Origin of the sequence: Streptomyces sp. NPDC026673 (genome assembly GCF_040638135.1) — a bacterium.
Taxonomy (GTDB): domain Bacteria; phylum Actinomycetota; class Actinomycetes; order Streptomycetales; family Streptomycetaceae; genus Actinacidiphila.
The window spans coordinates 35,189-54,312 of sequence record NZ_JBEZXR010000022.1 but is presented as its reverse complement, the minus strand read 5'-3'; the positions used below and the strand labels follow the sequence as shown (position 1 = coordinate 54,312).

Below are 19,124 nucleotides of genomic sequence, written 5' to 3'. Positions count from 1 at the left end.
GTCGGCTTGTCGGACAACTCTAGGGCCGTTTGCTAGTTTCTCAGTGCTCATCAGGCGCTTTGCACCGTTTTCCCACCTTCCGGTGATTCCTTCACCTCTCTCTTCCTCCGGGGTCGCCGTGACGATCACGCCCAGCAGCATGCGCAAGACGCCCGCCTCGTCCGGCGGGCTCGTCCCGTCGCCGGCCACCGGCGACGGGGACCGGTCCGATCCGGGCCCGGGCCCGGGCCCGGCACTCCGCCACGACCACGCGCGCTTCGGCACGCTCGCCGGACCGCTCAACGACCCCCCGCGGCCGGGGGTGCTGTACCGGGTGAGGTACCGCAGCACGCTCTCCCGCGAGGGGCACCGGGTCCGCACCGGGCTGCTGCTCGCCGCCGCGCCCCTGGCCTCGCTCGCACTGCTGGTCTGGCTGGTGCAGCCGCGCCACTGGGCGCACCGCGAGGCCGTGCCGCCCTGGGCGCAGGTCACGGACACCGCGCTGCTGGTCTCGCTCGGCCTGATCGAGCTCATCCGTCTGATCGCCGTCGTCTCGCACGCCCATGCCACCCTGGTCGCCCGCGACCCCGTCCCGGTGGCCCCGGTCCCGGGCACCCGGGTCGCCTTCCTCACCCCCTTCGTCCCGGGCCGCGACTCCCTGGAGGCGGTACGGGCGACGCTGGAGGGCGCCGTGCGCGTCCGGCACGACGGCCCCCTCGACGTGTGGCTGCTGGACGAGGGCGACGACCCGGAGGCCCGGCTGCTCTGCGAGCGACTGGGCGTGCGCCACTTCACCCGCAAGGGCGTCGAACGCTGGAACCGGCCCAAGGGCGCCTTCCGTGTCGGCACCGGCCACGGCAATCACAACGCGTGGCTCGACGCCCACGGCGCCGACTACGCCTTCACGGCCCGCGTCGACCCCGGCCACGTCCCGCTTCCCAACTTCCTCGAGCGGATGCTCGGTTACTTCCGCGACCCGGACATCGCCTTCGTCGTCGGGCCGCGGGTCCAGGGCAACCACGACACCGCCGTGGCCAGGGCCGCCGAGGGCCACCGCTTCCTCTTCCACGCGCTCACCCAGCGGGCCGCCAACCGCTACGGCTCCGCCCAGTTCGTCGGCAGCGGGCACGTGATCCGCGTCTCGGCGCTGCGGGAGGCCGGCGGGCTGTACGCCCCCGTCACCGGGGACCTGGCCACCGGCCTGGACATCCACGGCCGCCGCAACCCCGCCACCGGCCGCCCGTGGCGCTCGGTCCACACCCCGGACGTCCTGGCCGTCGGCGGGGGACCGTCCTCCTGGACCGGCTTCTTCGCCGAGCAGCTGCACCGCAGCCGCGACGCCTACGGGACCATCGTGCGGCACTCCTGGAAGGCCCCGTGGAAGCTGCGCCGCCCCGGCCGCCTGTTCAACCACGCGCTGACCGTGGCCCATTACCCCATGGCCGCGGCCGGCTGGATCCTCGGCGGGCTGTCCTGTGTCCTCTTCCTCGGGCTGGGCGCCTCCGGCTCCGCCATCGATCCCTCGGTGTGGCTGACGCTCTACGCCAACGCCGCCGCCTTCCGGATCGCCCTCTGCCTGGCGAACCGCCCGCGCAACGTCAGCCCCCGCAGGCCGAAGGGCTCCCTCGGCCTCGCCGGCATGGTGATGTCCGCGCTGTCCGCCCCGGTCTACGTGCTCTCCCTGCTGCGGGCGGTGCTGCGGCGCGCGCCGGGCTCCCCCGCCATGCCCGAGGGCGACCCCGCCCGCCCCGACCGGCTCGCGGCCTTCCGTGTCCACCTGCTGTGGGCGGCCGTGTTCGCCGGTTCGCTGCTCGCCTCGGTCCCCCTGGGCCACACCCACGCGGCGATGCGCGCCTGGGCCTCGATCGCCCTGCTGATCACCTTGGCGCCGCTGCTGGCCTGGCGGTGCAGTGTGCTGCGGCGGCGCGTGGTGGTGGGCCTCCGTGCCGTGCGGCGGGCCCGTCGTACGGCACCCGGCCGGCACCGCGCGCCCAGGCGGCGCACCTCCGCCCGGGTGGCGGCGGCACGGCGCCACCTGGTGAGGCGCTGAGCAACGCGACGGAAGGAACACGGGAGCGGGTGCCGGGCCCTCGGGGATCCGGCACCCGCTCCTTGTCATCGCCCGCCGCGCGGCGGCACCCCGGGCGACGCGGAGCCGGACGGCCCGGCTCCGGGGACGGCGGAGGGAGCGGCCGTGAAAGCCGGGGCGGAGGCGGAAGCCGGGGCGTTCACGGAAACGGGGGCGGAAGCGGAAGCCGGGGCGGAGGTCAGGGCGTTCACGGAAGCCGGGGCGGAGGCGGAAGCCGGGGCGGAGGCGGAAGCGCGTGGCGACGCCGAAGTGGGCACCGCGGGGGTCCACGTGGGCACGGCGGGCGCGGGCCGCGACGCGCGCGCCGACGTCCGACGCCCCGCCTCCCGGGCCAGTTCCAGTGCGTACCGCGACCACCAGTGCCCCGCGGCCGGTGCCCCCCGGCAGGCGCCGTCGGACTCGCCGGGGCGTTTCACCCACAGATAAGCGTCCACCAGCGGGCTGCCGGTGCGGACGGTGGGCACGGGGCCGAGCGCGCGGTCCGGCGGATTGCACCAGGACCCCGCGTCCCTGCGTACGGCCGCCCAGGGGCCCTTGCCGTTGCGGCCGGTGTCGATGACGTAGTGGACGCCGCCGAGCAGCCCGGACAGCCGGTCGCCGTACTCCTTGCTGACCTCCGTGGTGTGGAAGCTGCCGACGTTCAGCGAGAAGCCGTCGGCCCGGCCGATCCCGGCGCGCCGCAGCGCCGCGGCGAGCCCGCGCGGGTCCGGGATCCAGCCGGGGTTCCCCGCGTCGAGGTAGACACGTGTGCCGGGGCGCGCCTTCAGCACCCGTACGGCCTCGGCGAGCAGCGCCGCCCGGCCCGGGCCCGGCGCGGGGCCGGCCCCGCCGCAGCCCGTCACCAGCCTGGGGACGGCGTCCGGTTCGAGGATCACCACGGCCGGACGGTCGCCGATGCCGTCGGCGAGACGGGCGATCCAGCGGCGGTAGGCCGCCGCGTCGGCGGCACCGCCGGCCGGCGGGCTGCCGCAATCGCGCTGGGGGATGTTGTGGGCGACCAGCACCGGGATCCGGTGGGCGCGTTCGGCGGCGACGGTGATCCGGCGGGCCTCGCCCCCGGCGTCCGGGGTCCGGTCGCCGAGCCAGACGGCCAGCGGCTGTTCGGCGATCCGCCGCAGCAGCGCGGACTCCCCCAGCCGCCCACGCGCCTCCCAGGCGTCGGCCTGCCGGGCCGCCCGGCTGTCCGGGTCCACCCAGAACGGGGAGGCTCCGCCGGCCGCCGGCGGGGCCTCGGCCAGGGCCGGGCCCGCGGCCCACCCGGGGGACAGCAGCACCGCCGTGCCGGTCAGCCCGGCGAGGACGCGTGCCGCGCCCGCGGTGAGTCGTCGGGTACGCGGAGCGGCGGCGAGCGTCATGTGACCCACCGTCACATCGATGGCCGGATCCCGCCGCTCCTGGTACGCCGAACGGCCGTCCGGAAGCCGAAGAACTGACGATTCGTCATCCGGAATCCGAATCCGGTACGACTATTCGGGTGATCATGCGCATCCATGGACAAATGGGATCGTTGGTCAGATCACGACCTTTGGTCCCTCCAGTCCGAAAGGAACAGAAGTGAAGCGTTTCTCCAAGGCTGTCGCCCTGACCGTCGCCACCGGTGCCCTCGTCCTCGGCTCGGCCACCACCGCTCTCGCGGACGGCTACGGCGGGGGCTACGGCAAGGGCGGCGGGCACGGCTACGGAAAGGGCTACGGCAAGGGCTACGGCTTCGACGGTTACGGCTACGGCAACCGCCGCAGCGGTGCCAACGCCCGCGCCATCGCCGTCGGCTCCCCCGGCATCCTGAGCGGCAACGTCATCCAGGTGCCGATCAACGTCCCGATCAACGTCTGCGGCAACGGCCTGAACGCGCTCGGGCTGCTCAACCCCGTCGCGGGCAACGTCTGCATCAACGGCTGACGCTCACCGCGCCACCTCCCGGGGCCGCCGGAGGAGAATTCCTCCGGCGGCCCCGCCATGTCACAGGTTGTTGGTGAACGCGGTCAGCCGCGCAGTGCCGTACCCGCCGTCGATGGGCACATTGCGGACCGCGTGACCGGTGAGCCACTCACTCAGCGCCGCGAAGGACGCGTCACCGTGGGTGTCCTTGTAGAGGGCCGCGATCCCCGTGACGTGCGGGGCGGCCATCGACGTGCCGTCCATGTCACGGAACGTCCCGTTGAGATAAGCGGACAGGATGCCCCTGCCCGGGGCGTGGATGTCGACGCACGTGCCCCAGTTGCTGAACCAGGCCCTGCGGTCCTCCTGGTCGATCGCGCCGACGGTGAACGCCGCGTGCGAGCTCGCCGGCGAGACGAAGCACGCGTTGAGGTTGTCGTTCCCGGCCGCGGCCACCGGGAACACCCCGGCCTTGGCCAGGCCCTCCACGGCCCGGTTGACGGCCAGGGACCAGCGTCCGGCGAGCGACAGGTTCGCCACGGCGGGCTTCTTCGCGTTCCCGGCGACCCAGTCGATGCCGGCGACGACCGCGGAGTTCGACGTACGTCCGACGCAGGGGAAGACCCGCACCGACACCAGCGTCGTCTTGCGCGCGACACCCGTGTAGCTGCCGCCGACGGTGCCCGCCACATGGGTGCCGTGGCCGTTGCAGTCCCCGCCGTCCAGGCCGTCGCCGATCGCGTCGAAGCCGGGCACGGCCCGCCCGCCGAAGTCCGGGTGGGAGAACTCGATGCCGCTGTCGACGATGTACGAGGTGACCTTGGCGCCGGTGGCCCGCACGGAGAAACCGGAGCCCCCGAGAGCCCGGTTGTTGATCCGCGTCAGGCCCCAGGGCGTGAAGCCGCCCAGCCCGCGCACCGCCTTCGCCCGCGTGGGTCCGGAGGAGTCCGGCACCGGGGCGGAGGGCGAGGCGGGGCTGTAGAGCTCCTGCGGGAGCACCGGCTTGGTCCCAGGCCTCGGCGAGGCGGACGCCCCCGGCGGCGCGGGATCGGTCACCTGCTCAGGTCCGAGCTCCTCCGTTCCGGGCTGCTCGGTTCCGGGCTCCTCGGGGCCGGACTCCTCCGGGCCGGCCTGGTCCGGTTCGGCCTCCTCCGGTTGGGCCTGCCCCGGCACCGCTTGGTCCGGTTCCGCCGGTCCAGGCATCGCCTGCTCCGGTTCAGGCTGCCCCGGCATCGCCTGGTCCGGCAACGCCTGCTCGGGAGGCTGCTGCTCGTCCGGTCCCGCCGGTCCGGGGCCCTCCTCCCCGCCGGGTGCCGGCTGCGGTGCCCCCTGATCCGGGGCGACCCCGCCCGCGGAACCCCGGTCCGGGCCGGGGTCCGTTGCCGGGGCGCCGGGTGCGGCGGGGTCCTGCGGGAAGTCGACGGGGCCGGTCGGCTCGCCCGGGACCTCGCCCGGATAGGGAGGCTCCAGATCACTGTCGGCGGGGGCGTCCTCGCCGAGCGGGATGGCCACCACCGCGTCCTGCTCCACCTCGTCGACGCCGGGCGCGGCACGCACCCGCCGCAGTTGTTCGGGGGTGAGCCGGGCGGCGAAGCCGGGCAGCGCGTGGCGGTAGGTGAACAGCGGCCGGACGCCGAGCCCGTCCAGAACGGCACCCGGCGCGGTGCCGGGGTCCAGGGTGACGATGTACTGCCCGGGGATCGCTCCCGCGGGCCCGGGGCGCGGTTCCGCCGCGCTCGGGAGGGGTGCCGCCAGCGCGAGGGCGGGAAGGGCCGTTATCAGGGCGGCGGAAGCGGTCCGCCGGAGGGAACGTCGCATCTGCAGATCTCCTCGACCGGTGATGACATCTGACGACCCCCCAGGTTTCTGGTTATCAGCTGACCATCCCGGCCGCCCGGTTCCGGCGGCTGTTCGGGTGACGCTCCGCATCCGCCCCGCCTTGCGCGTCGTTGACCAGACCGCACGTCAGTGACCAAGGAAAGGAAAAGCTCGTGAAGCGTCTCTCGAAGGCCGCAGTGCTGACCGTCGCGGCCGGTGTCGCGGTTGTGGGCAGTGCGGGCGGCGCCCTCGCAAGCGACGGCGGCAAGGGCCGCCACTACGACCGCGGCGGCGCCTCCGCCGAGGCTGCGGCCATCGGCTCCCCGGGTGTGCTCAGCGGCAACGTCATCCAGCTGCCGATCAACATCCCGGTCAACGTCTGCGGCAACGGCCTCAACATCGGCGCGCTGCTGAACTCCACGGCCGGCAACGTCTGCGTCAACTCCTGACGGCGGCGCCTCCGGGCGCCCCCGCCATCCGTCCGCACCTCATTCCGGAGCTTCGCAACATGCTGAAGAAGGCACTCGCCTGTGCCACTCTCGCGGTGGCCGCCGCGGGCAGCGCCACGGCCCTCGCGCCGACTGCCCAGGCCTCCGACGTCCACGGCGGGAACTACTCGCAGAACGTCAACGTCCTGCCGCACCTCTGCCTGGACGTGAAGCGCATCAACGCCGTCACCCCTGTCGCGCTCGATGCGCTGACCGAGACCAGCGGCCAGCAGTGCAACGAGAAGTCCCATGTGGTGGACGCGCACAAGTCGGCGCTGTCCGATCTCGCCGACGTCGGCGCGTACCAGAACTGATTCCGGGCGGGATCCACGGCGGCCGTCCCCGTAACACACGGGGGCGGCCGCCGCTTGTGCGTGCGCCGTGGATCCACGGCGGAGACGTACGCCGGAAAAGGGCCCGGCCCCGCGGAGTTCCGCGGGGCCGGGCCCTTGATGCGCTTCCAGGCCGTCAGTTCTGGTAGGCCCCGGCGTCGATCAGGTCGGACAGCGCCGACTTGTGCGCGTCGACGACCTTCGACTTCTCGTTGCACTGCTGGCCGCTGGTCTCGGTCAGCAGGTCGACCGGGAGCAGCGGGGTGACGGCGTTGATGCGCTTCACGTCGATGCAGGGGTGCGGGATCAGGTTGACGTTCTGCGAGTAGTTCCCGCCCGAGGTGTCGGAGGCCACGGCGGCGGGGGCTACGGCGCCGGCGGCCGCGACGGCGAGAGAAGCGCAGGCGAGAGCCTTCTTCAGCATGGGGAGTTTCTCCTCTGGGAGTTCAACGACGTCCTCCGGACGCCGACACCAGGAGCAACGCCCCCACCGTGCGGACGTGACGGGCATTGCTCCAGGTTTTCCCTCTTTCACTCCCAGGCCGTAGGGCACACCGCTAATACGAGGAGTCTCCGTCCAACGACCCCAGGACGACGGCGCTGTTGAACCCGCCGGTCCCGCGGGCGATCACCACGGCCGTCGTGAGCCGTTCCGGCCGTGTCCAGCGGGTGACCAGCCGGATGCCGTACCGCTCCCGGGCGGCCCGCGCGTCGCCGCCGCGGGTGGGCGGGATGACCCCGGTGCGCAGGGCGAGGGCGGCGGCCACCGCGTCCAGTGCGCCGGCACCGGAGGTGAGCCGGCCGACGGCCGCCTTGGGCACCGTCACCGGCACGTGTGCCAGCCGGTCGCCGAAGACCCGGTGGAGCGCCGCCGCCTCGGCCGCGTCCCCGGCCGGGTCCCCGGCGCCGTCGGCGAAGACCACGTCCACGTCCTCGGGAGCGCGTCCGGCCCGCTCCAGTGCCGTGCCGACGGCCCGGGCCAGTTGGCGGCCGTCGGGTGCGGGGGCCGTGTGGTGGTGCGCGTCGTGCGTGGCGGCGTGGCCCAGCAGTTCGGCGTAGGCGCGCGCGCCGCGCTCCGCGGCGTGCGCCTTCTCCTCCAGGACCATCAGGGCACCGCCCTCGCCGGGGACGAATCCCGAGGCGTACGGGCTGAAGGGCAGATAGGCACGCTCGGGGTCGCTGCCGCGGTGCACGGTGGGCAGGGTGGACTGGCAGGCGAGGGCGAACGGCGACAGCGGCGCCTCGGTGCCGCCGACGATCACGGCCTTGCCGCCGCGCCGCAGCAGCCGCCAGGCGTGCTTCAGCGCGTCCAGTCCGCCCGCCCCGTCGGCGGCGACGACACCGCAGCCGCCGGTCAGTCCGTGCCGGATCGAGATCTGGGCGGCACCGGCCGCGTGGAACCAGGCGATGGACTGGTGGGCGTTCGCCCCACCGGGGTGCCGTGCCCACAGGGCGTGGGTCTCCCGCTGACCGGACTCGTTGCCGCCGGAGCCGCTGGAGGTGACCACCGACAGGTGGAACGGCGGATGGTCGGCTGGCCGGAGCGCGGCGTCGGCCAGCGCCATCTCCGCCGCGGCCAGGGCGAACCAGGTCCAGCGGTCGGTCTCGGCGCGCAGCTCGTCGTCGATCCAGCGGGCGGCGTCGAACCCGGTGACCTCGCCCGCCAGCACGACCGGGGAGCGGCTCGCGTCGGGCCTGCCGATCGGCCGGATGCCGTTGCGGCCGGCGACGGTGGCCCGCCAGTAGGGGCGGCTGCCGACACCGGTGGGGGCGACGACCCCGAGCCCGCTGAGGACCGCGCGTGTGGTCATGTCCGGGTCTCCCGTTCCGGGTCCGGTTCCAGGGCCGAGAAGACCATCGCCGACTGGAACCCGCCGAGCCCGCAGGCCACCGACAGCGCGTGCCGCACCCGCCGTTCGCGGGCGAGCACCGGTGTGTAGTCCAGGTCGCACGACGGGTCGGGCCGCAGGAGGTTGGCGGTCGGCGGGATCACGCCGCGCCGTACGGCCAGCGCGCAGGCGGCCATCTCCAGTGCGCCCGCCGCGCCGAGGCAGTGGCCGATCACGGACTTGATGGAGCTGACCGGCACCTTGTGCGCGTGCTCGCCGAGGGCGCGCTTGTACGCGGCGGTCTCGTAGCGGTCGTTCTGCACCGTGCCGGAGCCGTGGGCGCTGATCCAGTCGAGCTGCTCGGGGGCGATGCCGGCCTCCGACATGGCGGAGATGATCGCCTCGCTGAGGTCGTAGCCGTCGGGTCGCAGTCCGGTCATGTGATAGGCGCCGGTCCGGTTGTCCCAGCCGCGCACCTCGCAGTAGACCGGCGCGCCCCGGGCGAGGGCGTGCCGCAGCTCCTCCAGGACGAGCACGGCGCCGCCCTCGCCGAGGACGAATCCGTCGCGCCGGGCGTCGAAGGGTGCCGGGGCCTGCTCGGGGTCGCCCGCGAACGCGGTGGTGGCGCGGATCGCGTCGAAACAGGCCACGGTGACCGGGGAGATGGGCGCCTCGCCCGCGCCCGCAAGCATGACGTCGGCCTCGCCGTCGCGCAGCGTCTGGAAGGCGCAGCCGATCGCGTCGATCCCGGAGGTGCAGCCGGTGGAGACGACCGACGACGGCCCGTGCAGGCCGTGCCGCAGCGAGAGTTCGGCCGCGGCGGAGGAGGGGTGCATCGCCCGGTGGAGGAAGGGCATGCCGTGGTCGGGGCTGACCTCCCAGTGCCGGCCGCCGTCGCTGGCGACGACGTACTCGTCCTCCAGCGTGACGGTGGCGCCGACGGCGGTGCCGAGGCAGACCCCGATGCGGTCGGTGTCCTGGCATTCCGGGCGCAGCCCGCTGTCGGCGAGCGCCTCCGCGGCGGCGGCGAGCGCGAACTGGGCGAAGCGGCCGTTGCGGCGTATCTCCTGGGGGGTGAGCCCGGCCGTGACCGGGTCGAAGTCCGCCTCGGCGGCGATTCGCGAGCGGTACGGGGAGGGATCGAAGCGGCTGATCCGGCGGATCGCCGGCGTGCCGCCGACGATCCGCTCCCAGAACGCCTCCCGTCCGACGCCGCCGGCGGCGACGGCTCCGACGCCCGTCACCACGACTCTGCGCGCGGTGCGGCCTCCGGTCACCGGTCGACCAGTTCGCGGCCCGGTGCCGGGCCCTCCGTCGCCGGTCCCGCCCCGGTGGCGGCGCGGGCGATGGCGGCGGCCTGCTCGCGGCTCTCGGTGTCCACGTGGCCCAGCTCGGGCCGCGGTGCGAGCGGCGCGAGGAAGAACACGGCGCGGGCCACCGCGTCGGACGTGTTCACCACCCGGTGCCGGACCCCGCGCGGGATGAGCAGCGCCTCGTTGGCGGCGACGCTGCGCGGCGACCCGTCCAGGTCGACCCGCACCTCGCCCTCGACGACCACCAACTGCTCCTGCGAGTAAGGGTGGTAGTGCTCGGCCACCGCCTCGCCCGGGCCGACCGTGACCATGCCGCAGAAGCCGTCCGTCGTCCCCACCGAGGCGGTGGTCAGCAGGGTGCGGATGTCGCCGCCGCGGCGGGTGTCGGCGTGCGTGTCCAGGGTGCCGACGGGGCGGATCCTGCGGGACTCCAGCCGGTCCTTGATCAGCTGCATCTGCACCCGGGAGTTGCTGTTGATCCGCTGCCGCATGCCCTCGTCGTCGACGGGCGCGTCCACCTTCATGCGGAAGTCCTGCAGCCAGCGCATACGGGTGCTCTCCGGCCCGAGCTCCTCGTACTGCCAGTAGATGTTCATGAACTCGAACGGCCCGGTCTCCACCCGCCGGGCCCGCACGGTGCGGGTGGCGGGGTCGGCGGTGCGCTCCGAGATCCAGGACCAGACCCGGCCCTTCTCGTCGGGGTGCATGGTGAGGCGGAAGCGGGTGGTGTCGCCCTCCTGGGCGATGATCTCGGCCTCGGCGTACTCGCTGAACAGGGTGGGCCACCCGGCGACGTCGTTGGTCCGCAGCCACACGTACCGCAGGGGCGCGTCGATGACGATCTCGTTCTCGGTGTGCATCGTCATCGGGTCCGCACCTCCGCCACAAGGTGGCCGGACTGACATTCCGTCACTGACGTCATGGGGTACTACCTCCAACCAGGCGGGCCGAATAATCACACAATCGGTCCCCGCCGTGACGGAGCGTGTCACGCCCTCCGGTACCGCTCCACCCGTACGGGGGCACACTTCGTGAGGGTCCGTCAGCAGGCCGCGCGGCCGTCCCGCCCGGGGCTCACCCGTCGGCGTCGCCGCCCGCCCCGCGGGCCGGCCCGCCGCCCGCCGCGATCATCCGCTCCAGCCGGTCGAAGCGGGCGTGCACCGCCTCCGCCTCCTCCCCCACCCAGCGCTCGCCGCGTGCCGCCCCCGCGCGCAGCGCCTGCCCGAGGCGGTGCTGCCGCTGCTGCTCCCGGCTGACGAACCAGGTGGCGATGGCCGCCGTGACCATCCCGTACGTCGTGATGCCGACGAACATCAGCACGCACGCGACAAGCCGCCCGCCCAGCGTCACCGGGTAGAAGTCCCCGTAGCCGACGGTCGTCGCGGTCTCCACCGACCACCACAGCGCCCGTGGATACGTCGTCAGGTTCGCCGAGGCGGCGCCGCGCTCGGCCGCGACGACCGCGTACGAGCCGAGCAGCATGGCGACGCCGAGGACAAGCGTCGCCCAGCCCACCGCCCTGACGTGCAGCGAGCGGCCCTCGCGGGCGAACAGCGCCTGCATCACCCTGGTGACGACGGCGGGCACGAACATGCTCCCCATGCTGCGGGGCCGTCCGGGACACGGGCGCGGGCTCGTCCGCCGAACGGGTGCCCGCCGCCGGCGGGCGACGGGCGGGCCGCTCAGGCGCGGTGGTGTGGCGCCTCCGTGCCGTCGACGTGGGTGCCGGGGACCACCGGCGCGTGGGCCGGCGGAAGGTCCTCCGGGATCTGCTCGCGGCGCTCGTCGTCCTGCGGGGCGGCATGGCGGGCCGGCCCGCCGGTCCTGCCCTGGGTGCGATGCGGCCAGAGGGATGTCTTCCTGTGCTTTCCGCTCATAACGGGCGAATACCCACACCGGGTGCCTGTCACCCGTCACGCGGCCGTGAGCGCGACCGCCGCCTCCGCCGTGTGCACCAGGAAGGTGAGGGTCTCCTGGAAGTACAGCCGCACGCTCGTGTCGTCGTGCGACAGATACCCGATGGACACGTCCTGGCCGATGAGCAGCTCGAAGTCGCCGCCCCGGGTGGAGAGCAGAAAGGCCCCGTCGATCGCGGGCGCCCAGACGATCTCGCCGTCGAGGAGGCGGGCCAGGTGTGCGTGGATCGGGTAGCCGTAGTGGGAGGTCTCGTTGACGGCGGTGTACGCGTCGGCACTGAGCGCGAGGGTGTAGGGACCGCCGACGCCCGCGAGGCGGAGCGCGGAGATGGCCTGGCTGACGACGTTGGGGTAGTCGCGCACGTCCTCGGGAAGGGTCAGCGGCGGATTCGACGCGCTCGCGCGGATGCCCGTGATGCCGGCCGCCGCGTACCCCTCGAAGACCGCCCGGTCCTCGGTGAACGCGATGCGCCGGGCGGCGTCCTTCACCGGCTGCCAGTCCGCGTCCTTGGCGCCGCGCTCCACCAGGTCGACCTCACCGCGGTCCACCGTGAAGGGCACACGCAACTCGACGACCGGCTGCGAGCGTCGCACGCGGGCCACGACGTCCTCGCCGGGGGCGGCTATCGGGTCCAGATGGCCCGTGTTCACCCCGGCCAGCCCGGAACCGCCGGCCTCGGGCACGTCGACGATCCTGCGGGCGGCGACGTGGCGCTTGAAGGTGCGCCGCGCCTCCTCCTCCAGGTCGTCCCAGGCGGCTTCGGAGATGGGGGCGAGTTCGCGGTGCAGGTTGTTCATGAGGGGACCGTCTTCCTCAGGTCGCCGATCCCCAGCGACTCGCCGGCCGGGGCGGCCGCGGCGGCGGGGGGATCGGGAAGGTCGTCCAGGAAGTCGGCGGACGGCACGAAGAACAGCGTGCCGGTCACGGCCCGGGAGAAGTCCAGGATCCGGTCGTGGCTCGCCTGCCCGTCGCCGAGGAACATGTTGCGCAGCATCTGCTCGGTGACCTCGGGGGTCCGGGCGTAGCCGATGAAGTACGTCCCGAACTCGCCGTTCCCGACCCGGCCGAAGGGCATGTTGTCGCGGAGGATCTGCCGCTCCGTGCCGTCCGGATCGGTGATCGTGGTCAGGGCGACGTGGGAGTCGACGGGCTTGACCTCGTCGGCCATCTCCACGTTGCCCAGCTTGCTGCGGCCGATCACCCGCTCCTGCGCCTCGACGGGCAGGGCGTTCCAGCTGTCGAGGTCGTGGAGGTACTTCTGCACGATCACATAGCTGCCGCCCGCGAAGTCCGGGTCCTCGGCGCCGATCACGACCGCCTCGGTCGCCTCGGGCCCCACCGGGTTCTCGGTGCCGTCGACGAAGCCCAGCAGATCGCGGATGTCGTGGTACTTGAAGCCGTGCACCTCGTCACGGACCGTGACGTGGCCCCGCAGCCGGTCCATGATCAGGGCGGCCAGCCCGAAGCAGAGGTCCAGCCGGGCGGCCCGGATGTGGAAGAGCAGGTCGCCGGGGGTGGCGGGGGCCTGGTGCCGGGCCCCGGTCAGCTCGACGAAGGGGTGCAGCTCGGCGGGGCGCGGCCCGGCGAAGAGCCGTCCCCACACCTGCGACCCCACCCCGGCCACGCAGCTCAGCCGGCCGTCCGGCGTCCCGAAGCCGACCGACCGCTGCAGGCCCGACAGGTCCCCCAGCAGATCACGGGTGGCGGATTCGCCGCCGGGGTCGACCGTCGCGACCAGGAAGATCGCGGACGTGGTGAGAGGGCTGAGCACCGGCTGCGGCAGCGGTTCCGCCATCACCACGCTCCTTCTTCTCGGGGGCGCACCCTGGTCCGGGCGGACACGCTCAAGTCTGCTCCGGGCCCCGGCCCGGTGCATCCTGACCGGGATGGGCACCGAACCCCTGCGAAAGGCGGCCGGACATGAGCGGTGGCCCGGACGGGGACCGGCGGCGGCTGCTGACCTTCCTGCTGCTGGTCCTCACCGTGCTCAGCGGGCTGATCGACGCCGTGAGCATCCTCAGCCTGGGCCATGTCTTCGTGGCGAACATGACCGGCAACCTGGTCTTCGTCAGCCTGGGCCTGGCCGGGGCGCCCCAGTTCTCCGTCGCCACCTCACTCGTGGCCCTCGGCGGTTTCGCGGTGGGCATCCTCTTCTCCCGGACGGCCCTGACCCGGTTCGGCCCTCCGATCGTGCTGATGAGCGCCGCTGCGGGGTGCCAGACCGCACTGCTCGCGGCGGCCACCGCGCTGCACGCGCTGGCCGGGCCGCGACACGTGCTGGTGCTGATCTGCGCGGTGGCGATGGGCATCCAGAACGCCACGGCCGGGCGCGTGGGCATCGGCGGCCTGACCACGACGGTGATGACCCGCACCCTGGTCGGGCTGATCGGCGACATCGGCGCCCCGACGCGCAACCGGGGCGTGGCACTGCGCCAGGCGCTGAGCGTCGCCGCCCTGGTGGCCGGAGCGCTGGTCGGCGGTCTCCTGGTCCTCCTCGTGACACCGCCCGCCGCCCTGGGCGCGGCGACGGGGTGCGCCCTGCTGGTCGCCGGGACGGCGACCGTCGCCGCCCGGCGGTGAACCGCGCCCGGCGCCGGAGAACCGCGCCGGGCGGCGAGTCAGAAGCGGACCGGGAGGGCGATCAGGCCACGGGTGCGCATCGAGGAACGCCACCGCAGTCGCGCCGGGTCCGCGTCCAGGGCGAGCCCCGGGAAGCGGGCCAGCAGCTCGGCGAGGGCGACCTCGGTCTCCATCCGGGCCAGGGGCGCGCCGAGGCAGTAGTGGATGCCGTGCCCCAGGCCGAGGTGCGCGGTGTCGGCGCGGGCGAAGTCGAGCCGGTCGGCGTCGGGGAAGCGGGCGGGGTCGCGGTTGGCCGCGGCCAGCGACAGCAGCACGGTCTCCCCGGCGGGGACCGTGACGCCGCCGATGGTGACGTCCTCCAGCGGGAAGCGCCGGATGGCCAGCGGTGCCGGGCCGTCCCAGCGGGTCAGCTCCTCCACCGCCGCCGCGGTCCGCCCGGGCTCGGCGCGCAGCGCCGCCAGCTCCGCCGGATGGGTCAGCAGCGCCAGGACGGCGTTGCCGATGAGCTGAACGGTGTTCTCGTACCCGGCGAAGAGGACGAGGAAGGTCAGCGACATCAGCTCGTCCTCGCTGAGCCGGTCGCCGTCGTCACGGGCGGCGATCATCGCGGAGAGCAGGTCGTCGTCCGGGTGGGCTCGCTTGCGCGCGATCAACTGCCCGAAGTACGCGAGCATGGCGGCGATCGCGGCCTTCGCGGCGGCCGGACGCGACGGATCCGGGGCGACCAGGGCATCCGTCCAGCCCCGGAAGTCGCGGCGGTCGCCGGGGGCGACGCCGAGCAGGTCGCAGATCACCCGGATCGGCAGCGGCGCGGCGTAGGCGGCGATCAGGTCGGCGCGGCCGTAGGGGGCGACGGCGTCCAGCAGCTCGGCGGCCGTACGGCGGACCGGCTCGCGCAGCTCCGCGACCCGGCGCGGGGTGAAGGCCTGCGCCACCAGGCGCCGGATGCGGGTGTGGTCCGGCGGATCCATGTTCAGCAGGTTGGCGTCGAGGGCGGGCGGCAGGGCGAAGCCGGAGTAGTTGCCGGGCAGGGCGTTCCGCTTGTCCAGGGACAACCGCGGGTCGCCGAGGGCCTGGCGCACGTCCTCGTACCGGGTGACGACCCACGCGGGCCGCCCGTCGGTACCGGTGACGCGGTGGACGGGACCGGCCTCCCGGAGTCTGCCGTACGCCCCGTAGGGATCGGCGATCAGCTCGGCCGGGTCAACGGGGACCCGTCCGGGCGGCGCGGCGTTCGGCGGGGTCGGAGAGGACATGCCCCCACCCTATGAGCCGGACCGGAACGCCCCGGCGGTCCGCCCCGCCGGTCCGGACGCCCCGCGACGGGTGTTCGGGCCGATCAGGCCGTCGCGGCGTGGGTGCCGCCCGGCGCGTGGCCCGAAGCCGGGGGTCAGCCGAACAGCTGGGGGTGTTCCTTGACCAACTCGGGTATGCCCGAGGCCGGTCTGCCCAGGATCCGGCGGATGTCGTCCGTCGCGCGGTCGTACCGGTTCGCCGCGTGGAGCCGGGCCATGGTGGCGATGTGCTGGCGTACGTGGTCCGGGAGCCCCAGCGCGTCCAGTTCCTGCTCGGCCCACGGCTCGTAGGGGACGTCCACATACGAGACCGGCCGCCCCAGCACCTCCGAGAACTCGGCGGCGATCGCCGTCATGTCGCGGGACTCCACCCCGGTCAGCTCGTGGATCCGCCCGATGTGCGGCTCCGGATCCGCGAGGACCGCCGCGACCACCTCGGCGACATCCCGGGCCGCGACGGGCGAGGTCCGCCCGTCGCCGAAGGGCAGGCGGATCGTGCCGTCCCGGGCGATCCAGCGGAAACCGAGGTCGAGGAAGAGCGGGTTCTCCATGAAGACGGTCGGCCGGATGTGGGCGACCGGCACCCCGGACCAGTTCATCACCTGCTCCGCCAGCCACTGCTGCCACTGCTGCTTCGACTCCGACGTGCTGGTCAGGTCCATCTGCGAGACCGTCATCTGCGACATGTTCACCAGGACGTCGAGCCGGCCGTGGGCCCGCGCCACCGCCGCCGTCGTCGCCGCGGCCTGCAGATACTGCGCCGAGACCCCCATCCCGAAGTACACGCGGCCACAGCCCTCGGCCGCCCGCGCCACGTCCGCGGCCCGGGTCAGGTCGCCGACGAACACCTCGGCGCCGGTGGCCCGCAGATCCGCCGCCCGCTCGTCGTCCCGGTGGACGAAGGCCCGCACGGGGAAGCCGCGTTCCCGCAGCAGCCCGGCGGTGGTACGGCCGACCGCCCCCACGCTTCCCGCGGCGCCGGTCACCAGGATCCTCGGGCTGTCGGACATCGGTCGTCCGTTCCGTCAGGACGGCGACGCCGCACAGGACTCGAAGCCGCCGCCCGCCTCCAGGCAGGAGACCATCGAATCCAGCATGTCCATCAGCCGGTCGTGCGTCATCCCTGGATGCGCCTCCCACCACTCCGTGACGAGGGTGACGAGGGACTGCACATGGGGATCGGCGGCGATGTCCGGGTGCGCCTCCAGGAAGGACTGCAGGGCCTCCTGGAGCTCCGCCGCGGACCATCCCGTGCCGTCCTGCAGGCACTGCGACCAGTCGCCTTCGTGGCAGGCGTCGTCGGCGAGAGCCGTACCGGTGCCGCCGAGGACCAGGGCCCCCGTCGCGAGTGCGGCGATCGTTCCTGCTGCGAGCTTCTTCGGAAGAGCCATGGGATCCACCTCGGATCGGGGGACCGGGGTCGGCCGGTGCCGGCGCTCCCGAGGCACCGGGCACACGACGGTGCCTGCGAGGGAGCGCGGATCACCGGCCCCTTGGAAGGGGCGGGATGGCCGGGGCCCGGACCGCCGGGTCGGCGCCGGGCCGCGATCGACAGTCCCAGCACACCACAGTCACCCGGATGGCGCATCCGGGGGGAATCCCCGGGCGTCCGGACCCGCGGTCGGAGCCCGGCGGACCCGCGGCGCCGGTTCGCCCCGTTCGGCCGGTGAGGCCGTCCCGTCCCTCCGGCACGCCGCCCGGAGGCGTCGGCCGGGAACCCCGTCCCGGCCCGGCCTACGCGCACGACGAGGTCGAACCGCGCCGTGCCCAACTCCTATCGCCGGCGGGAGGACTTCAAAGGGCCCCAGCGCTCCAGGACGTGAGCGCAAGCGACCGGGCAGCGGTCCCCCATGTCACGGAACCGTCGTACAGCAGACACCTGTTGTCGAAACCGGACATGATGCCCCCTCAGCCACAACGCCGCTGGGGGAACCATGCGCACGCGCACCGCCGTACTCGCCGTCCTGCTGCTCGCAGCGCCCATCACCGCCTGCGGCGGCAGCGAACCCGACACGGCCGCCTGCGAGGCCGCCCTCGTCCGGCAGGTCGAGGACGCCACCGCCGAAGACGGCAAGGGCACCCGCCCCGAAGCCTGCGCGGGCGTGGACGACAAGACCCTGGAGCACCTGGCCGGTGAGGCCACCACGGAGCGGCCGGAGGATCCCGAGGCCGCCAGGGCCGCCGAGGAGGCGTTCGAGAGCGCGCTGCCCACCCCCAGCGTGGCGGCGAGCATCACTCCCGAGTGCCGGAAGTGGATCGAGAAGGAACTGCGCAGCCCCTCCGACATCGTCGATGCCGCACCCGGCTACGCGGCCTGCGGCTACCTGTCCAAGGAACAGCTCGACGAAGCCATCGATGACGCCATCGAGGAACTCATCGAGGAGGGTGCGGGGGCGTCGTCCTGAAGGCGACGGGAACCCGCACCGCCGCCTCGGCGACCGGCGCCCGCCCGGCACACGCGATGACCGGACGAGCCGGCACCGGCCGGTCGCGCGTCGGCCTCAAGGCCGTTCCGCGTGCCGCCCGCCGCCCGCCGCCTGCCGTTCACGGCGGGGGCCGGGGCCAGTGCGGTCCGCAGGAAGGTCAACGTCGACCGACGCCTCCTGGAAAGCGCCCCCGCTGCCCTTCGGGACGGCGGGGGCGCTTTCGTCATGTCTGCGGACGGTCAGGATGCGTAGCGCGTGACCTCGGTGACCCGGCACGTGATCTTCCCCGTGGCCTTCTTCAGGCCCTGCGCCGTCTCCTTGGCCTTCCGGCCCGGTTCAAGGTTGTTCGTAGCGGCGAGGCCCTCGCTGATGCGTGTGCCGCTGGAGTCCACGAACTCGACCTGGACCACGTAATTCGACGTCTTCGAGCTGCGGTTGGTGATGGTGAGCTCGGCCGACGGCCACTTGATGAGGTCGTCGACGGTGCACGCGTCGATCTTCACGTCGCCGGTCGGCCCGGCCTCCTCCTGCTCCTTGTCGTCGCCGCTGCCCTTCGACTTCGACGGGGCAGTCGGGGGCCGGCCGGAGTCCTTCGAGGCCCCGGGCTTCGGGTCGCTGCCGCCGCCGTTGCCGACCAGGACGCCGACGACGCCGCTGAAAACGACGAGGACGGCGAGGACGAAAACGCCGAGACACCCGAACCCGATGATCTTCCCGACGTTGGACTTCCGCGGCTGCGGCGGCGGACCTGCCCATCCCGGTTGCTGCCATCCGGGTTGCTGCCACCCGGGCGGCGGCTGCGGCGGGCCCGCGGGTGGTCCCGGCGGCGGCGGGTACTGAGGCGTAGACATGGCGTCCCCCTGAGTCGGTACATGTGCGGGACACCGTGTCAGATGAGTACGACAAGCGCGTTGTTGCAGGCGTGACGTGACAGGTCCGTGATCAATCACCAGCGCCACCGCACTACGGGACGACGACCACCTTGCGCTCTCGGTCACCGCGAACGCCTTGTACGCCATGGACCCCTATCTCGACGCGGACACCGACCTCAACGCGGACATCACCCTGGGTGGGTCCGCCCCGGCCGCCGCCACCACGTCGTGGACCGAAGGCGGCATCAGCGCGGGCAACGGCAACGACATCGGCTCCATCAAGCTGTCCCGACTGGACGCGGCCACCT

The 19,124-nt window shown here is 73.6% G+C and carries 20 protein-coding genes; 6 read left to right on the top strand and 14 right to left on the bottom strand.

All coding sequences use genetic code 11. From position 1 onward, the window contains the following. Positions 1-139: 139 nt before the first annotated feature. On the top strand, positions 140-2,029 hold the full coding sequence (locus AB0F62_RS17530) for a glycosyltransferase family 2 protein (RefSeq protein WP_361798966.1): 1,890 nt from the start codon (positions 140-142) through the stop codon (positions 2,027-2,029). A 65-nt stretch (positions 2,030-2,094) separates the two neighbouring features. Here the strand turns inward: AB0F62_RS17530 and AB0F62_RS17525 are convergent, their stop codons facing one another. After that, complete coding sequence (locus AB0F62_RS17525; RefSeq protein ID WP_361798963.1) at positions 2,095-3,423, bottom strand: glycoside hydrolase family 6 protein; 1,329 nt, start codon at positions 3,421-3,423, stop codon at positions 2,095-2,097. A gap of 199 nt (positions 3,424-3,622) precedes the next feature. On the opposite strand from AB0F62_RS17525, the gene AB0F62_RS17520 reads away from it, so the two are divergent. Further along, positions 3,623-3,967 (top strand): chaplin, encoded by a 345-nt coding sequence (locus AB0F62_RS17520; RefSeq protein WP_361798960.1) that lies wholly within the window; start codon positions 3,623-3,625, stop codon positions 3,965-3,967. Between the two features lie 60 nt (positions 3,968-4,027). On the opposite strand, the gene AB0F62_RS17515 is transcribed toward AB0F62_RS17520, so the two are convergent. Further along, positions 4,028-5,764, bottom strand: coding sequence for a S8 family serine peptidase (locus tag AB0F62_RS17515; RefSeq protein WP_361798957.1), 1,737 nt, complete (start codon positions 5,762-5,764; stop codon positions 4,028-4,030). A gap of 173 nt (positions 5,765-5,937) precedes the next feature. On the opposite strand from AB0F62_RS17515, the gene AB0F62_RS17510 reads away from it, so the two are divergent. Next, complete coding sequence (locus AB0F62_RS17510; RefSeq protein ID WP_361798954.1) at positions 5,938-6,213, top strand: chaplin; 276 nt, start codon at positions 5,938-5,940, stop codon at positions 6,211-6,213. Positions 6,214-6,272: 59 nt separating this feature from the next. Further along, positions 6,273-6,566, top strand: a complete 294-nt coding sequence (locus AB0F62_RS17505; protein WP_361798951.1) for a hypothetical protein — start codon at positions 6,273-6,275, stop codon at positions 6,564-6,566. A 154-nt stretch (positions 6,567-6,720) separates the two neighbouring features. Here AB0F62_RS17505 and AB0F62_RS17500 read toward each other — a convergent pair whose 3' ends face one another. The 8 genes from AB0F62_RS17500 to AB0F62_RS17465 form a co-directional block, all read right to left on the bottom strand. Further along, positions 6,721-7,008 carry a hypothetical protein gene (locus AB0F62_RS17500; protein WP_361798948.1) on the bottom strand — a complete coding sequence of 96 codons (288 nt, stop codon included), beginning with the start codon at positions 7,006-7,008 and terminating at the stop codon, positions 6,721-6,723. A 133-nt stretch (positions 7,009-7,141) separates the two neighbouring features. Further along, entirely contained in the window at positions 7,142-8,395 is a 1,254-nt protein-coding gene (locus tag AB0F62_RS17495; protein WP_361798945.1) for a beta-ketoacyl synthase N-terminal-like domain-containing protein, read from the bottom strand. Continuing rightward, entirely contained in the window at positions 8,392-9,690 is a 1,299-nt protein-coding gene (locus AB0F62_RS17490) for a beta-ketoacyl-[acyl-carrier-protein] synthase family protein (RefSeq protein WP_361798942.1), read from the bottom strand. The genes AB0F62_RS17495 and AB0F62_RS17490 overlap by 4 nt, the downstream gene beginning before the upstream one ends. Then, the gene (locus tag AB0F62_RS17485; RefSeq protein WP_361798939.1) at positions 9,687-10,592 is read right to left on the bottom strand and encodes a cupin domain-containing protein; all 906 of its coding nucleotides are present in this window, start codon (positions 10,590-10,592) and stop codon (positions 9,687-9,689) included. The genes AB0F62_RS17490 and AB0F62_RS17485 overlap by 4 nt, the downstream gene beginning before the upstream one ends. 208 nt (positions 10,593-10,800) lie before the next feature. Next, positions 10,801-11,319: a potassium channel family protein gene (locus tag AB0F62_RS17480; RefSeq protein ID WP_361798936.1), complete on the bottom strand. Its 519-nt coding sequence runs from the start codon at positions 11,317-11,319 to the stop codon at positions 10,801-10,803. Positions 11,320-11,408: 89 nt separating this feature from the next. Continuing rightward, positions 11,409-11,603, bottom strand: a complete 195-nt coding sequence (locus AB0F62_RS17475) for a hypothetical protein (RefSeq protein ID WP_361798933.1) — start codon at positions 11,601-11,603, stop codon at positions 11,409-11,411. Between the two features lie 36 nt (positions 11,604-11,639). After that, positions 11,640-12,440 carry a family 1 encapsulin nanocompartment shell protein gene (locus AB0F62_RS17470; protein WP_361798930.1) on the bottom strand — a complete coding sequence of 267 codons (801 nt, stop codon included), beginning with the start codon at positions 12,438-12,440 and terminating at the stop codon, positions 11,640-11,642. Continuing rightward, positions 12,437-13,438: a Dyp-type peroxidase gene (locus AB0F62_RS17465; RefSeq protein WP_361798927.1), complete on the bottom strand. Its 1,002-nt coding sequence runs from the start codon at positions 13,436-13,438 to the stop codon at positions 12,437-12,439. The genes AB0F62_RS17470 and AB0F62_RS17465 overlap by 4 nt, the downstream gene beginning before the upstream one ends. A gap of 125 nt (positions 13,439-13,563) precedes the next feature. Between AB0F62_RS17465 and AB0F62_RS17460 the strand changes: the two genes are divergently transcribed. Next, the gene (locus tag AB0F62_RS17460; RefSeq protein WP_361798924.1) at positions 13,564-14,223 is read left to right on the top strand and encodes a YoaK family protein; all 660 of its coding nucleotides are present in this window, start codon (positions 13,564-13,566) and stop codon (positions 14,221-14,223) included. 38 nt (positions 14,224-14,261) lie between these two features. Here AB0F62_RS17460 and AB0F62_RS17455 read toward each other — a convergent pair whose 3' ends face one another. The 3 genes from AB0F62_RS17455 to AB0F62_RS17445 form a co-directional block, all read right to left on the bottom strand. After that, on the bottom strand, positions 14,262-15,479 hold the full coding sequence (locus AB0F62_RS17455) for a cytochrome P450 (RefSeq protein WP_361798921.1): 1,218 nt from the start codon (positions 15,477-15,479) through the stop codon (positions 14,262-14,264). 134 nt (positions 15,480-15,613) lie between these two features. After that, positions 15,614-16,528 (bottom strand): NAD(P)H-binding protein, encoded by a 915-nt coding sequence (locus tag AB0F62_RS17450; RefSeq protein WP_361798918.1) that lies wholly within the window; start codon positions 16,526-16,528, stop codon positions 15,614-15,616. Positions 16,529-16,543: 15 nt separating this feature from the next. Then, complete coding sequence (locus AB0F62_RS17445; RefSeq protein WP_361798915.1) at positions 16,544-16,909, bottom strand: hypothetical protein; 366 nt, start codon at positions 16,907-16,909, stop codon at positions 16,544-16,546. A 543-nt stretch (positions 16,910-17,452) separates the two neighbouring features. Between AB0F62_RS17445 and AB0F62_RS17440 the strand changes: the two genes are divergently transcribed. Beyond that, a complete protein-coding gene (locus tag AB0F62_RS17440; protein WP_361798912.1) occupies positions 17,453-17,923 on the top strand; it encodes a hypothetical protein in 471 nt (156 codons plus the stop codon). 260 nt (positions 17,924-18,183) lie between these two features. Here AB0F62_RS17440 and AB0F62_RS17435 read toward each other — a convergent pair whose 3' ends face one another. Then, positions 18,184-18,795 carry an FxLYD domain-containing protein gene (locus AB0F62_RS17435; protein WP_361798905.1) on the bottom strand — a complete coding sequence of 204 codons (612 nt, stop codon included), beginning with the start codon at positions 18,793-18,795 and terminating at the stop codon, positions 18,184-18,186. Positions 18,796-19,124: the final 329 nt, after the last annotated feature.